This window comes from Leisingera sp. ANG-S5 (assembly GCF_000813925.1).
Lineage (GTDB): Bacteria > Pseudomonadota > Alphaproteobacteria > Rhodobacterales > Rhodobacteraceae > Leisingera.
The window spans coordinates 23180-36953 of record NZ_JWLH01000009.1; the positions used below are offsets into that span (position 1 = coordinate 23180).

General features: G+C 64.4%; 16 protein-coding genes and 1 tRNA gene. 4 read left to right on the plus strand and 13 right to left on the minus strand.

Going from position 1 to position 13774, the window contains the following annotated elements; genetic code table 11:
- Positions 1-64: 64 nt before the first annotated feature.
- From RA25_RS13935 to RA25_RS13945, 3 genes are all read left to right on the plus strand, one after another.
- Complete coding sequence (locus RA25_RS13935) at positions 65-967, plus strand: LysR family transcriptional regulator (RefSeq protein WP_019298425.1); 903 nt, start codon at positions 65-67, stop codon at positions 965-967.
- A gap of 95 nt (positions 968-1062) precedes the next feature.
- Complete coding sequence (locus tag RA25_RS13940; protein ID WP_039173442.1) at positions 1063-1755, plus strand: GntR family transcriptional regulator; 693 nt, start codon at positions 1063-1065, stop codon at positions 1753-1755.
- A 9-nt stretch (positions 1756-1764) separates the two neighbouring features.
- Positions 1765-2499, plus strand: a complete 735-nt coding sequence (locus tag RA25_RS13945; protein ID WP_039173273.1) for an aspartate/glutamate racemase family protein — start codon at positions 1765-1767, stop codon at positions 2497-2499.
- Positions 2500-2612: 113 nt separating this feature from the next.
- Here RA25_RS13945 and RA25_RS13950 read toward each other — a convergent pair whose 3' ends face one another.
- The 7 genes from RA25_RS13950 to RA25_RS13980 are packed head-to-tail and all read right to left on the minus strand — an operon-like array spanning position 2613 to position 9114.
- Entirely contained in the window at positions 2613-3545 is a 933-nt protein-coding gene (locus RA25_RS13950) for an AEC family transporter (RefSeq protein WP_039173276.1), read from the minus strand.
- Positions 3546-3591: 46 nt separating this feature from the next.
- A complete protein-coding gene (locus RA25_RS13955; RefSeq protein ID WP_019298429.1) occupies positions 3592-4389 on the minus strand; it encodes an MBL fold metallo-hydrolase in 798 nt (265 codons plus the stop codon).
- A complete protein-coding gene (locus RA25_RS13960) occupies positions 4389-5198 on the minus strand; it encodes a TatD family hydrolase (RefSeq protein WP_039173277.1) in 810 nt (269 codons plus the stop codon). Before RA25_RS13960 ends, RA25_RS13955 begins: the two co-directional genes overlap by 1 nt.
- Positions 5199-5233: 35 nt before the next feature.
- Positions 5234-6352, minus strand: coding sequence for a DNA polymerase III subunit delta' (locus RA25_RS13965; protein ID WP_039173280.1), 1119 nt, complete (start codon positions 6350-6352; stop codon positions 5234-5236).
- Positions 6349-6999, minus strand: coding sequence for a dTMP kinase (gene tmk, locus RA25_RS13970; protein ID WP_039151677.1), 651 nt, complete (start codon positions 6997-6999; stop codon positions 6349-6351). The genes RA25_RS13965 and tmk overlap by 4 nt, the downstream gene beginning before the upstream one ends.
- Positions 6996-8147, minus strand: a complete 1152-nt coding sequence (locus tag RA25_RS13975) for a D-alanyl-D-alanine carboxypeptidase family protein (protein WP_052254258.1) — start codon at positions 8145-8147, stop codon at positions 6996-6998. Before RA25_RS13975 ends, tmk begins: the two co-directional genes overlap by 4 nt.
- A 46-nt stretch (positions 8148-8193) precedes the next feature.
- Positions 8194-9114: an SPOR domain-containing protein gene (locus RA25_RS13980; protein ID WP_039173447.1), complete on the minus strand. Its 921-nt coding sequence runs from the start codon at positions 9112-9114 to the stop codon at positions 8194-8196.
- A gap of 253 nt (positions 9115-9367) precedes the next feature.
- Between RA25_RS13980 and RA25_RS13985 the strand changes: the two genes are divergently transcribed.
- A tRNA-Ser gene (locus RA25_RS13985) sits at positions 9368-9457 on the plus strand.
- 46 nt (positions 9458-9503) lie between these two features.
- Here the strand turns inward: RA25_RS13985 and cobF are convergent.
- The 6 genes from cobF to RA25_RS14010 all read right to left on the minus strand — a co-directional run bounded on the left by cobF (position 9504) and on the right by RA25_RS14010 (position 13772).
- Positions 9504-10256, minus strand: a complete 753-nt coding sequence (cobF, locus tag RA25_RS13990) for a precorrin-6A synthase (deacetylating) (protein WP_039173282.1) — start codon at positions 10254-10256, stop codon at positions 9504-9506.
- Positions 10257-10330: 74 nt separating this feature from the next.
- Positions 10331-10831 carry a hypothetical protein gene (locus RA25_RS13995; RefSeq protein ID WP_039173450.1) on the minus strand — a complete coding sequence of 167 codons (501 nt, stop codon included), beginning with the start codon at positions 10829-10831 and terminating at the stop codon, positions 10331-10333.
- A 60-nt stretch (positions 10832-10891) separates the two neighbouring features.
- Positions 10892-11590, minus strand: a complete 699-nt coding sequence (locus tag RA25_RS14000) for a CbtA family protein (RefSeq protein ID WP_039173453.1) — start codon at positions 11588-11590, stop codon at positions 10892-10894.
- Between the two features lie 4 nt (positions 11591-11594).
- Positions 11595-11702: a CbtB domain-containing protein gene (locus tag RA25_RS23495; protein ID WP_446720122.1), complete on the minus strand. Its 108-nt coding sequence runs from the start codon at positions 11700-11702 to the stop codon at positions 11595-11597.
- A gap of 19 nt (positions 11703-11721) precedes the next feature.
- Positions 11722-12456 (minus strand): uroporphyrinogen-III C-methyltransferase, encoded by a 735-nt coding sequence (cobA, locus tag RA25_RS14005; protein ID WP_039173285.1) that lies wholly within the window; start codon positions 12454-12456, stop codon positions 11722-11724.
- A complete protein-coding gene (locus RA25_RS14010; protein ID WP_019298440.1) occupies positions 12453-13772 on the minus strand; it encodes a cobyrinate a,c-diamide synthase in 1320 nt (439 codons plus the stop codon). Before RA25_RS14010 ends, cobA begins: the two co-directional genes overlap by 4 nt.
- Positions 13773-13774 lie beyond the last annotated feature (2 nt).

Genomic DNA, 13774 nt, shown 5'->3' on the forward strand with positions numbered 1-13774 from the left:
TGACTGGATCATCATTACCAATACAAAGAATTGGATAAGGTATCATGAAAAGTGATGAGCTGACATGTCTCTCCGCTTCCGCCAGCTGCAGGCCTTTCACGCCATTGTCGAAACCGGCACTGTTACCGGTGCGGCAGAGCAACTGGGGATCTCCCAGCCCGGCATTTCCAATCTGCTCTACCAGCTGGAGCGCCAGACACGGCTCAAACTGTTCGAACGCAGCAAGGGCCGGCTGATCCCGACACCGGAGGCCGGCGTGCTGTTTCAGGAGGTCGACACCGTGGTGCGCGGGCTGGACCACGTGGCGCAGGCAGTGACGGACCTGCAGAACAAACAGGCGGGTCAGCTGCAGGTGGCCTCGCAGCACTCCATGTCCTTTGGTTTCATGCCTGCGCTGATCGCCCGTTTTGCCCGTACACGCCCCGATTTGTCGATCTCCTTCCAGGCGCAGTATTCGCTGAAGATCCAGGAATGGGTGATCGCCGGTCTGTTTGAGATCGGCGTCTGCGAGATGCCGCTGATCCATGACGGGCTGGAGGTGCATCCAGTCAGCGTCGAAACCCGTCTGGCGATGCCTGCGGACAGTCCGCTGGCGGAACACGAGGTGCTGACGCCCGAATTGCTGGAGGGTGTGCCCTTCATTGTCATGGGGCCGGACCACATGACCCACCGCCGCACCCGGGAAGTCTTTCAGCAGGCAGGGATCCCTCTGAAAACCCGCGTGCATTCGCATATGTTCAAGAACCTTCTGAGTTTCGTGCAGGAGGGAATGGGGGTTTCGCTCCTCGACCCCTTCGTACTGGGCTTCGAGAGCGGCGGCGGATTTGTTTCCCGCCCGTTCCGGCCGCGCATCATGATGGATATGGCGGTGATCACCTCCAAGTCGCGCCCCCTGTCGGCAGTCGGGCAGGAGTTCCTGGCGCTCTTGAAGCAGGAGCTGGCACCCTACACTGCGCACCAAGAGTGACTGATCCGGGAATTGTATTCAATTCCGAATTCAATCTTGCCAAGGACCGGGCACCGCCCTAATTTGCTCCGCGGATTGAACACACGGCGGGAATGATGGCCAAACGCGAAAGCAATGTGGACAGGGTGTACGAGGCGCTGCGCCGGATGGCGGCGGATTTTGCCTTCAAGCCTGACCAGCGGATCAACGAAAGCGCCCTGTCCGAGGTGCTGGGCGCCAGCCGCACCCCGCTGCGCGAAGCGCTGAACCGGCTTGTGGCCGAGGGCTTTCTGACCTTCCAGAACAACCGCGGCTTCTTCTGCCGCCCGCTGACGCCCAGCTATATCATGGACCTGTATGAGGCCCGCGTGGCGGTGGAATGCGAAGCCACGCGGCTGGCCTGCACCCGTGCCCCGGATGGAGACATTGCTGCGCTGGCGGATTACCTGAACCGGATGGAGCCGGAATACGAAAGCGCCACCGACCCGGAAGAGCTGCTGGCGATGGACGAAAGCTTCCATGCCCGGCTGGCGCAGCTTTCGGGTAACAGCGAATTGCAGCGCATCCTGAACAACCTCAACGGCCGGATCCGCTATATCCGGCTCATTGACCTCAAACGCATGCGCGACCGGGCAGGGGGCAAGGCGCCGGGCGACATTTCGGCCCACCGCCAGATCGTCGAAGGCATTGCAGCCCGCAACATGGATGCGGCGGTATCGGCCATGCGCAGCCATATCGAGAAACGGCGGGAGGAGGCGACGGAAGCTGTCCGCATCGCCTTTTCCCAGCTTTACGTGCCGGACGAGTAGGGGAGTCACATGGAACACGGCGGCAAGACGGTTTTTGGCGCGGCGGTTGGCATCCTGATGCTGGAAACGCGCTTTCCCCGCATTTATGGCGACATGGGCAACGCGATGACCTGGGACTTCCCGGTCCACTACAAGGTGGTGCGTGGCGCCAACCCTGAGAATGTCGTGCGCGGCAACCCCAAGGAGCTGGTGGACCTGTTTGTCGAGGCCGGCCGTGACCTGGTCGCCATGGGCGCCGATGGCATCACCACCAACTGCGGATTCCTGGCGCTGATCCAGGACGAGGTGAAACAGGCGCTGGGCGTGCCGGTGGCGACATCCTCGCTGATGCAAGTGCCGATGGTGCAAAACCTGCTGCCCGCGGGCAAGCGTTGCGGCATCCTGACTATTTCCAAGGCGACGCTGACACCTGCGCACCTTGTTGCCGCAGGTGTTGCGCCGGATACGCCCATTGCAGGCACTGACGGCCTCCGCGCCTTTACCCGCGATATCCTGGGTGACGCGCCCTCGATTGACTTCGAATCCTGCCGCCTGGACATGATCGATGCAGCCCGCGCAATGGTAGCGGACATACCGGATCTGGGCGCTATCGTGCTGGAATGCACAAATATGGTGCCTTACGCCCGCGACGTGAGGAAGGCCACCGGCCTGCCGGTGTTTTCGATCCATTCGTTTATCAACTGGTTTCAGGCTGGTCTGCTGCCCAAGGGATTTCCGCTGGAGCTGGATGATCCCCGGTTCTGATGGCGGTAACCCTTTGGTGGAAAATTGCTAATGAAATCTGAAGGATAAGGTCAGTCTTGCTGTCCAAATGTTTCGCGCGCGAAACATTTGGGCAGAACTGCTGACCTTTTTATTCAGCTCAAAACCAGCAGCCAGAACCACACGGTCAGGATACTGGCCCCGGTGGCAATCAGCACGGAGGGCGCGGCCACCCGTTTGGCCCGCCCGTACATATTGGCAAAGATATAGCCGTTGAACCCGGTCGCCATCGCGGCGTTCAGAACGCCGGAGCGGAACAGATCCTGCGGCAGCGCCAAGGCCGATCCCAAGGTCCAGACAATCGCCGGATGGATCATCAGCGAGGTGAAGCAGACAAACAGAATCGCCCGCATATCGCCTTCGGGGCGGTACTTCACCAGCACGCCGCCAAGCGCAAACAACGCCGCCGGCAGTGCCGCGCGGATCAGCAGCGACAGTGCCTCATTGATGACCAGCGGAATCGCCAGCCCCGACAGGTTGACCGCAAACCCCAGCGTAATCCCCAGGATCAGCACATTGCGGAACATTGCGTTCAGCACCGATGTGACAGTCTTGATGCCGCCCGCCCCGCGGTTGCGCACAAACTCCATCGCGGTGATGCCGACGCCATAGCAGAACGGCGAATGGAAGGCGATGATTGCGTAGTTGCCGGTCAGGTTGTCCGGCCCGAAGGCGCGTTCGGTAATCGGCAGCCCCAGCAGCACGGAGTTGGAGAACAGGCAGCAAAAGCCGATGGCGATGCAGTCCTCCCACTCCCGCTTGAACAGGATGCGGGCGCCAAACAGTCCGATCAGAAAACAGGTGAAGGCGCCGGTATAAAAACTCGCCAGCAGCTGCGGATTGAAGCTGGCAGACAGATCCAGTTCCGCCATTGCCTTGAAAAGCAGGCAGGGGATCGCAAAGCCTTGGGCGAATTTCATTACCCCATCGACATGCGCCTGCTCCAGCACGCCCCGCGCGGTGGCGGCGTAGCCTGCGCCGACAACCAGGAACACCGGCAGGATGACGTCAATCAGGCTTTGAAACAAATCCGGCCTCAAAATGCGTAAATGAAAAAGGGCGCAAGCGCGCCCATCAGATCTCCATCCGGATGACCATCCCGTCATAAGCAGGCGTGATGTGGTCCGGAGTCTCGGCCTCCAAAGTGGCGTAGTCCATGTCGATATGCATGTTGGTCAGGATGCCGCGTTTGGGCGCCATCTTTTCGAACCACTCCATTGCGTCGCTGAAGCTGAAATGGGTCGGATGGGGCGTGCGGCGCAGCGCGTCCAAAACCCAGACTTCCAGGCCCTCCAGTTCCGGCAGGGCGGCGTCCGGGATCTCTTTCACATCCGGCAGATAGGCCAGGCCGCCGATACGGAAACCCTGGGCATCGACAGAACCGTGCTTCACTTCAAAAGGGCGAAACGGGATTGCGCCGCCGGGACCTTCAATGGTGAACGGGCCGCTGATGGCCTTCAGGTCCAGGATCGGCGGGTAGGGAGAGCCCTCAGGCTGTGTGAAAGCGTAGCCGAAGCGGTTCAAAAGGTCATTCTGGGTCGGTCCGTCGGCATATACATCGATCCGCTGGCGCATGTTGTAATAGACCATGCGCAGGTCATCGATCCCGTGCAGATGATCGGCGTGGGAATGGGTGAAGACCACGGCGTCCAGGCGCTCGACTTCTGCATCCAGAAGCTGGTTGCGCATGTCCGGCGGAGTGTCGATCAGCACTGAGGTGGTGCCGCCCGCATCAATGCGCTCCACCAGCATCGAGCAACGGCCGCGGCGGTTCTTCGGGTTCTTGGGGTCGCAATCGCCCCAATGGCCGCCAATGCGCGGCACCCCGCCCGATGAGCCCGAGCCCAGGATGGTAAAGCGCATCTCAGCCATCAGGCGGCAGCCTCATACTGGGCGGCTTTCCAGAACAGCCGGTCGAAGTTCTGCTGCGTCTGCGCGGCAAAAGCGGTGTAGTCCATGCCGAATACCTCGGCCCCCACCTTGGCGGTAAAGGCAGTATAGGCCGGCTCGTTCCGCTTGCCGCGGTAAGGCGGCGGCGCCAGATAAGGCGCGTCGGTCTCGACCAGAATGCGCTCCACGGGTGCAGCGGCAAAAATGTCGCGCAGCTCCTGGCTCTTGGGGAAGGCGGCAATACCGGACATCGACAGGTAGAAACCCAGGTCCAGGGCCGCCTTGGCCAGCTCTGCCGAAGACGAGAAGCAGTGCATCACGCAGGAATAGGCGCCGTTGTTCATCTCTTCGCCCAGGATACGCGCCATGTCGTCATCAGCGGCGCGGGCGTGGATGATCAGCGGCAGGCCAGTTTCGCGGGCGGCAGCAATGTGAATACGCAAGGACTCCTGCTGCACCTCGGCGCTGTCGGCGGTGTAGTGGTAATCCAGCCCGGTCTCGCCGATGCCGACAAACTTCGGGTGTTTGGCCAGCGCCACCAGCTCATCAACGGTCACCAGCGGCTCGTCTGCGGCGCTCATCGGGTGGGTGCCAGCGGCATAGAACACCGGCGCATGCGCCTCGGCAATGGCGCGCACGGACGGTTCGTTCTTCATCTTGGTGCAGATCGTCACCATCCGGGTCACGCCGGCCTCTGCCGCGCTGGCGATCACCTCATCCAGGCGGCCTTCGAAGTCCGGAAAGTCCAGGTGGCAATGGCTGTCCGTAATCTGGGGGGGCGTCTCGGTCATGAATCCTCTGGTGCCGCTTGCGCCGCGCCGGATGCCTAGCGCGCCGCGGTTTCCTGCATCTTGAAAACCGTATCTAGGACAAGCGCCGCGGGGTCAAGGTTCACCGCTTGCCCGTGGCGGGCACGCGCTGTCACTTCCGCGGCAAGGTCGGCCCAGGCGCGCGCTTTGCGCGGATCGGGGGACAAGCGCTGCAGCATCGCTGCCTCCTGCGGTGCCGCTTCCGGCGCTGGCGGTGCGCCGGTGGCGCCGGTGCGCGCCAGCCGGGCCAGCGCCATCTCGGTCAGCGACAACAGCAGCTCGAATTTCTCAGCCGCACCGCGCTGGGCAGCCGCCTCGGCCAGCGCCATGGCGCGCTGGCGGTCCAGCCGCGGCATGGAATCGAGGATCTGCACCAGTTCGGCATAAATCTTCAGGCCACCCAGATTGATCAGCCGCAGCGCCGCGCCGACAGAGCCGCCAGCAAGGGCCGCGAGATTGTCCATATTCTGGGGCAGCTCGACACCTGATTGCGCCAGCGCCGCCTCCATGTCCGGCGCGCTGAGCGGCCCCAGCCGCAGGGTGCGGCAGCGCGAGCGGATCGTTGGCAACAGGCGCGAGGGCTGGTGCGAGACCAGCAGGATCGTGGTGCGTGCCGGCGGCTCCTCCAGCATTTTCAAGAGCGCATTGGCGGCGCTGACATTCATGTCGTCGGCGGCGTCAACGATCACCACCCTCCGCCCGCCGTCGGTGGCCGACAGGCCAAAGAAGCGGTTGAGCTTGCGGATGTCGTCCACCACGATCTGGCTGCGCAGCTTGCCCTTGTCATCGTAAGAGCGGGTGATCGGCGCCAGTCCCGGTTCCGCCAGCGCCTGAATGCGGTGGGAGACCGGGTGCTCTGCGTCAATGTCCAGCGTCTGCGGCGGGGGCGGGGCGCCGAACAGGCCCTCCTCGGCCGGCGGCGTTGCCAGCAGGAAGCGGGCGATCCGCCAGGCCAGCGTTGCCTTGCCCACCCCCTGCGGGCCGGTCAGCAGCCAGCCGTGGTGCAGGCGGTCGGAAGTGTAGGCGGTCAGGAAATCCTGCTCTGCCGCCTCTTGCCCGATCAGCCGCAGGGTCTCGCGCGGATGCGGTGCGCCCTCGGCCTGGTCGGCGCGGGGAAGGTCTTCGTCAGCGCTCATGCCCCAGTTCCCTTCAGGGCAGCTTCCGCCAGCTTGCGTACATCGGCCGCAACCTCCTCTACCGGGCGGGCGCCATCGACCACCCGGAAGCGGGTGGCAAATTCCTGCGCCAGCGCCAGGAAACCCGCGCGCATCTTCTCCTGCAGCTCGACGCCGAAATCCTCGAACCGTTCTTCCGTGCCCTGCCGCCCTTTGGCGCGGGCCAGGCCTTCGGCGGGGTCCATGTCAATCAGCAGGGTCAGGTCCGGTTCGCGCCCGATCATCAGCTTGTGCATCTGGTCCACCGCTGCACGCAGATCGCCGCGGGACAGCCCCTGATACATCCTTGTGCTGTCGGCAAAACGGTCGCAGATCACCACCTTGCCAGCTGCGAGGGCGGGCTCGATGGTGCGCTCCAGATGGTCGCGGCGCGCCGCCATGAACAGCAATAGCTCGGTTTCTGCCGACCAGCGGTCAGGATCGCCCTCCAGCACCAGGCGGCGGATTTCCTCGGCGCCGGGGGAGCCGCCAGGTTCTCGCGTCAGCACAACATCCCGGCCCTCCGCCTGCAGCGCCTCGGCCAGCAGGCGGCATTGGGTGGACTTACCGGACCCGTCGATGCCTTCGAAGGTGATGAACAGGCCGCCGCGCCCCGTGTCCGCTGTCACAGCGCCCCCTCGGGACCGGTCAGGAATTGCTTGATCAGCACCCGTGCGGCGGTTTTCACGCGCACCACAAATCCGCCTGCCGGCACATCGCTTTCGGCCACCAGCGGCAGCCGCACCTCCGGCAGTTCCTCGGGCTGCAGCACCAGTTCGGCCAGGCGCTGGCCTTGGGCTACCGGCGCCTCAATCGGGCCGCTGTAAACAACTTCGCCCTCGATGGTGCCGCCGGCCAAAGACGGCAGCAGGATTTCCAGATCCTCGGCCGGCACCAGCCCTACCGATCGCTCGGCCCCCCGCCAAATCTCGGCTTCGGCGATGGGGATGCCCTCTTTGGCAACGGTTTTCTTGGTAAATTGGCGAAACGACCAGTTAACGAGGGCTTCTGCCTCCTCTGCCCGGGCGCGTTCGCTGTCCAGGCCGGAAACCACAAAGATCACCCGCCGGTCGCCCTGCTTGGCAGAGCCGACGAGGCCATAGCCCGCTTCCTCGGTGTGGCCGGTCTTCAGCCCGTCAGCGCCGATGCCCAGCTTCAGCAGCGGGTTGCGGTTGCGGACATTGGACGGCGCGCGGCCGTCAAATTCAAACTTGGTCTCTGCAAACAGCGGATAGTATTCCGGGAAATCCTCGATCAGCCGCTCTGCCAGGATTGCCAGATCATGCACCGACATCCGGTGCCCTGCGGCGGGCCAGCCGTTGGAGTTGGCAAAGGTTGAGGCGGTCATGCCCAGTTCCTGGCCGCGCTTGGTCATATAGCGGGCGAACCCGGCCTCGGTTCCATCCGGGCTCAGCGCCTCGGCAATCACCACACAGGCGTCGTTGCCGGACAGCACGATGATGCCGCGCAGCAGGTCTTCGACCCGGACCCGGTCCAGCGTGTCCAGGAACATGGTCGAGCCCTTGTAGCTCATCGCGTGTTCGCTGACCGGCAGGGTCTCGTCCAGCGTCAGCCGCCCGTCGCGCAGGGCCTCAAATGCCACGTAAAGCGTCATCAGCTTGGACATCGAGGCCGGCGGCAGCGGCACGTCGGAGTTCTTGGACAAAAGCACCGTGTCGGTGCCTGCATCCAGCACATAGGCCGCGCGCGCCTTGGTATCAAAGGCGGCGGCGGACAGCGCCGACAGGCTGACGGCCAGCCCGGCAGCCAGGCCCATGCGCAGCGAAGATTTCAGGGCACGCGCCAGGCGCGCGGTGCGGGGATCAGTTTGAGACTGCATAGGCATCCGCGAATCCGGTTTCCTTCACGCTTTGCAGCAGCTGGCTGCGTTCGGATTTGTTCTGTGCCGGGCCGACCAGCACCCGCCAGAAGGTTTTACCGCTGGCGGATTGCTCACGCACTTCCGGCACCATGCCGGCGCTGCGCATCATGTTGGCGGTCCGTTTGGCATTGGCCTCGACACTGAAAATGCCGATCTGGATGAACGGCTTGCTCAGCGAGGATTTCTGCCGCTTGGGGGCTGCGGCGGCGGCAGGTTCTGCCTTGGCAGGGGCCGCAGCAGGGGCGGCTGAGGGTGCCGAGGCTTCGATTGCAGCCGCGGCGCCGGCAATCGGATCCAGCGGGGTTTCAGAGATCTCGCTTCCGGCCAGCGCAACCTCGGTCACTTCCGCACCTTCCGGCAGGGCGGCATCTCCGGTTGCGGTCTCTTCCGGCAGCGGATCGGGATCAACCTCCTCGCGCCGCAGGGCGGTCACGTTCAGCTCCACCGGGGCGCCTGCCAGTACACCAAGTGCTGCGGCGGCATCAGAGGACACTTGCAGCCGCGGCCCAGGGATTTCGCGCTCGCGCCGGAACAGGGCGCCGATCACGAACTGGCCATTGGCATTGTTGCGGATGATCACCCGTTCCGGGTCCTTGGTATCGGGATGCGCCACCCAGACGCCGCCGATCGAGGGGCGGCCGTCCCACAGGCCCGCTTCGGTCACCTGGAACACATCCGGCGCTTCCACGTCGCGTTCCACCAGCTTGGTGCTGCTGGAGGCCTTGACCTCGCCCTCCGCCTTGGGCTTGGGCTCAAGGAAGCCCAGCTTCGGCCCGTCCTCGCAGGCTGCCAGGACCAAGAGGCCCAGGGCCGCCGCGGCGATCCGCGGGGCGTGTTTTGCTCTCGACACGGTGTCTGTCATGCTCTCATCCTTGCCTGTGCCCGCGGCGCTTCTGCGCCCCTGCCGGAATGCCCGGTCTTCTTGATTTGGCGGCATGATAGCCTGCGCTTCCGGTCATGAAAACCCTGCCGGGCCGCGGCACAAGGGAAAGCCTCAGCGGCGGCAAATTTCCGCGCGCCGGGCGGCCGTTCAAAAATTTCCCTTGCGGGCTGGTTGCGGGCCTCGGATTTCCCCTTGCCTCGCCCGGCGTTGCATCCTAAACCGCTGACGGACCGGGGAGGTGGCAGAGTGGTCGAATGCGGCGGTCTTGAAAACCGTTGAACGTGAGAGCGTTCCCAGGGTTCGAATCCCTGTCTCCCCGCCACTCAATCCAGCCCGGTAACATGAGAGCCGCCGCAAAGCCGCCGGTTTCAGCTTTTTCGCAGCAGATAGATGTCCATGATCCAGCCGTGCTGGGCGCGCGCCTTGGCGCGGGTTGCGATGATCTGCTCTGAAACCTCTGCCAGTGGGCCTGCAACGGAAATCTGGTTCTCCATCCCGGCATAGGCGGTCCAGAAAATTTCCACACCCTGCGGCGCGATGGATTGAAAGGAAGATTCCCCGTCCAGCATGATCACCAGCGTATCAGCACTGTCCGGCCAGCCGTTCTCGCGCAACTGCCGCCCGGTGGTGATGGTGAAGGGCGCGCCGATTTCGTTAACCGGGATCGCATGCGCTGCGGTCAGCGCCTGGATCGAGGTGATGCCGGGGATCACGGTCAGTTTGATTTCTGCCAGCCTTTTCAGCCGCTCGGCAATCCGCATGGTGCTGTCATAAAGCGACGGGTCACCCCAGACCAGAAATCCGGCCTTGCCGCCATCCGGCAGATGGGCCGTGATGTTCTGCCACCAGATTTCGGCGATGGCGTCGTGCCAGTCGTCCACCCGCTTGCGGTAGCTCTTGGTGGCCTCGTCGCGCACCGGCAGGGCGAACTCGACTATTCTCGGCCCTTCACCCTGGATTGCGCGCGCGCAGATCTCGCGGCGCAGTCCCGCAAGGTCGTCCTTGCCCGCGCCCTTGTTGGGGATCAGGATCACATCCTGAGCGTTCAGCGCGTCCATCGCCTGCAGCGTCATGTGCTGCGGGTTTCCGGTGCCTATGCCGATCAGGGAAAGCTCAATCATGACAGGGCCTTTCACATGAAAACACGGCCCTCTATGGGGCCGTGCCATTTGTCTTGCAAGCAGGGATTTACAGCTCAGGAGCCCTCGCCTGCGGGAACGGTAATCTTCGCTTCCACCGGCTGTCCGTCCACCAGCAGCGCGCTGTGGCTGTTGGTGTTGAGCGAGACCTTGACCTCAGCCCCGCCGGGCAGGGCAGGTATATGCATCCAGCTGGCGTAGAGCCGGGCGAGTTTCTCGCTGTTCACATAGACATGCGCGTGGCCTTCGCCGTCCACGTCCACGGCAGAGGCGTTCTGCGGGGCAAAGCGGAAGTTCTGCGGCGTGACCTGCAGGATCCATCCAGCCATCGGGTCCTTGTGCAGCTGGATGGCGACGCTGGGCGCATCCGGGCCAGCCGCCAGGCTGACGGTCTGGGAATGGTCATGCGCCGCCATTTCACCATGACCGCCGCCGTGATGCGCCGGGTCGCCGTGATCATGGCCGTCGAAGGTGATGCCATTGCCGGCAGCGGTCACAAAGCCGGCGCCGCCGCCAAAGATCAGGCCGATGGCAAAAAGAGCAAGAGAACGGGACATCATGTCATCCTCGAAAAGAAAGCTCCCGCCTGGGCAGGCCCGGCGGGAGGTGTCAGGGGATCAGGCTGCGGCTTCCGCGCGCTTGCCTTCTGTTTGCCAGAAGTAGCCGGCAAAGCTGCCCAAGAGCACCCAGGCGGCCATGCCGACACCGAAGGCACGGGCGGCAAACAGCGCGCCGATCTCGGTCGGGACCGGACCGGAGAAGCTCTCCGGCTCAGGTGCGCCAACGATATGCGGGGCCATCAGCAAAAGGGCTGCGACCAAGTAGCTGACCAGGTTGCCGCCAAAGGCAATCAGCCACATGGCAACGCCGGCCGCGGCCACGGTGACGGTCCACCAGACCTGGCGCACGCCCACGTCAGCAGCAGCAACACCCGGCACCTCAGGCGCCAGCGACAGGCCGGGGGCGAAGTGGAAGGTGATGAAACCCGCCAGGCCCCACATCAGGCCGGTGCGTGCGTTGATCTCATGGCCCTGGCGTTCTGCCACAGACATCAGCGCCGCCATCACCAGCGCATAACCGGTGTAGGTCAGCATGGTGAAGATGATGCTGAGGCCATCGCGCACCGGTTCGGCGAACATGCCGGGCAGGTCGGGATGGGCGGTTACGGGGTCAGCGCCGAAATGCACCAGCTCGCCGCCCTCGTAGAGCTCGGCGTGGAGCAGCACGGGCTGCACGAAATACAGCTGCAGCAGGGCGGTAATCAACCCTGCTGCAGCGCCAGCGAACAGGCCGCTGGTCAGAATGCGACTGAACATGGCCTTAGTGGCAGGGGAAGCCAGTTGCGTGGCGCACATCATGCGCGGCGTCTCCAGCGCTGCGGCGACCTGACCGGGCAGGGCAGGGTCGGCGTCGCGGCAGGTGCGGCACAGGGTGAGGGTGGGCATGCTCATACGGCAGGCAGATCCTGATCGGCCAGCGGCCCGTACAGGATCAGCACCGGCGCCTTGGTCTCCATCGCACGCAGTGTCATGGGCAGCTCGCCCACGGTGTGGCAGAACAGTTTCTGCTCAGGAGTGGAAACCCCTTGCGCCACCAGCGCGTGGGTGTCCGCGGGCAGGCCCGCTTCCATCAGCTTCTCTGCCAGGTCGGCAAAGGTGCGTTTGCCCATATAGACCACGGTGGTGGCATGCGGGTCGGCCAGCGCTGCCATGTTCAGATCGTCCGGCAGTCCGCCGGTAACGTCATGGCCGGTGATGAACTGAAGCCGCCGCGCGGTCAGCCGCCGGGTCAGCGGAATGTTGGCTGCCGCCGCAGCAGCGGAGGCCGCGGTGACGCCGGGCACGATCTCAAACCCGATGCCCGCCTCGCGCAGTGCCGTCATCTCTTCCTCCAGCCGCCCGAAGACGCCGGAGTCCCCGGATTTCAGCCGCACCACATTGAGGCCGCTCTGAGCGTAATCGACCAAGAGCTGGCTGACGTGATCCTGCTTGGGCGAGGGGCGGCCGGCGCGTTTGCCCACCCCAACCAGATCGGCATCGGCGCGGGCATGGCTCAGGATTGGCCCCGACGACAGGTCGTCGAACAGCACCGCATCCGCCGCTTCCAGCCGCTTCACCGCCTTGACGGTCAGCAGCTCCGGGTCGCCGGGGCCGGAAGAGACGAAGCTCACAAAACCGCTCATGCCTGTTCTCCCGTGATCAAGTGGAAGAAGGTGCCGGTGACGTGGCCCTTGATCGAGCCGGTCTCCGGCACCGGGCCGCCGTCGGCGTCCATGACATTTGCCAGCGGCGCGTCAGGCTCTTCCAGAATGGTGGAGTAATGGAACTCATGCCCGCGTAGTGCCGTGCCTGCGTCAAAGCCCGGCATCCCGGCCTGCAGAATGGCGCGGCGGTAGCCGAGGTGGAACTTGCGCTTCTCGTAAGAGGTCACGAGGCCCAGAAGGCCCAGCATCTGGTGGCGGTTGCCTTCCTTGTCAATGAGCGCCTCGCCCAGGGCCATATAGCCGCCGCATTCGCCATGCACCGGTTTGGTCTCGGCGTGTTTTCTCACCCCGGCGCGGAAGGTCTCCGCCGCCGCCAGTGTGCCGCCGTGCAGCTCCGGGTAGCCGCCGGGCAGCCAGACCAGATCGGCGTCCGCCGCCGGGGCCTCGTCAGCGAGCGGCGAGAACGGCAGGATTTCTGCGCCCGCAGCGCGCCAGCCGGTCAGCAGATGCGGGTAGGTAAAGGAAAACGCCGCATCCCGGGCCAGCGCAATCCGTTGCGCGGGCGGTTTGGGCAGGTTTGCGGGCGCAGGCGCTTGACCAGCCAGTGCTGCGGCCTTGATTGCCTCCAGGTCTACATGCTCACGCAGGAAGGCGGCATAGCCCGCGATGGCGGCCTCCAGATCGGGGTGCTCCACCGCCTGGATCAGGCCCAGATGCCGCTCCGGCAGGGTCAGGTCGCCGCGCCGGGGCAGGGAGCCCAGCACCTTGATGCCTGCCTTCTCCATCCCCAGACGCGTCAGCCGCTCATGCCGCGGGCTGGCAACACGGTTCAGGATCACCCCGGCAAAGGGCAGCTCAGGGTCGTAGTTCTTGAACCCCAGCGCGGTGGCCGCAGCGGACTGCGCCTGACCGCCCACATCGACCACCAGCACCACCGGCCAGCCCATGCGCTTGGCGGTCTCGGCGGAGGAGCCAAAGCCCGACTGCCCACGGGTCGCGACGCCGTCATAAAGCCCCATGGAGCCTTCACCGACGCAGATTTCCGCACCTGCAGATTGGGCAGTGACCGCATCCAGCAGCCCGCCATCCATCGCCCAGGTGTCCAGGTTGAAGCTCGGGCGCTTGGCAGCTGCCAGGTGGAATGCCGGGTCGATATAGTCCGGTCCGCTCTTGTAGGGCTGCACGGTCAGCCCGTCCTCGGCCAGCGCCCGCAAAAGGCCCAGCATCACGGTGGTCTTGCCGGTGCCTGAGGACGGCGCCGAGATCATCAGTCCGGGAGGGTTCATGCTTGTCATGG

What these genes read in the sequence shown, in the direction of transcription:
- RA25_RS13945 (WP_039173273.1), top strand. Translation starts at nt 1,765, where the DNA reads ATGGAACACGGCGGCAAGACGGTTTTTGGCGCGGCGGTTGGCATCCTG.
- RA25_RS14010 (WP_019298440.1), bottom strand. Translation starts at nt 13,772, where the DNA reads ATGACAAGCATGAACCCTCCCGGACTGATGATCTCGGCGCCGTCCTCA.
- RA25_RS13960 (WP_039173277.1), bottom strand. Translation starts at nt 5,198, where the DNA reads ATGACCGAGACGCCCCCCCAGATTACGGACAGCCATTGCCACCTGGAC.
- RA25_RS13965 (WP_039173280.1), bottom strand. Translation starts at nt 6,352, where the DNA reads ATGAGCGCTGACGAAGACCTTCCCCGCGCCGACCAGGCCGAGGGCGCA.
- cobF (WP_039173282.1), bottom strand. Translation starts at nt 10,256, where the DNA reads ATGATTGAGCTTTCCCTGATCGGCATAGGCACCGGAAACCCGCAGCAC.
- RA25_RS14000 (WP_039173453.1), bottom strand. Translation starts at nt 11,590, where the DNA reads ATGTTCAGTCGCATTCTGACCAGCGGCCTGTTCGCTGGCGCTGCAGCA.
- RA25_RS13980 (WP_039173447.1), bottom strand. Translation starts at nt 9,114, where the DNA reads ATGACAGACACCGTGTCGAGAGCAAAACACGCCCCGCGGATCGCCGCG.
- RA25_RS13940 (WP_039173442.1), top strand. Translation starts at nt 1,063, where the DNA reads ATGGCCAAACGCGAAAGCAATGTGGACAGGGTGTACGAGGCGCTGCGC.
- RA25_RS13975 (WP_052254258.1), bottom strand. Translation starts at nt 8,147, where the DNA reads ATGGGCCTGGCTGCCGGGCTGGCCGTCAGCCTGTCGGCGCTGTCCGCC.
- RA25_RS13935 (WP_019298425.1), top strand. Translation starts at nt 65, where the DNA reads ATGTCTCTCCGCTTCCGCCAGCTGCAGGCCTTTCACGCCATTGTCGAA.
- RA25_RS13955 (WP_019298429.1), bottom strand. Translation starts at nt 4,389, where the DNA reads ATGGCTGAGATGCGCTTTACCATCCTGGGCTCGGGCTCATCGGGCGGG.
- cobA (WP_039173285.1), bottom strand. Translation starts at nt 12,456, where the DNA reads ATGAGCGGTTTTGTGAGCTTCGTCTCTTCCGGCCCCGGCGACCCGGAG.
- RA25_RS13995 (WP_039173450.1), bottom strand. Translation starts at nt 10,831, where the DNA reads ATGTCCCGTTCTCTTGCTCTTTTTGCCATCGGCCTGATCTTTGGCGGC.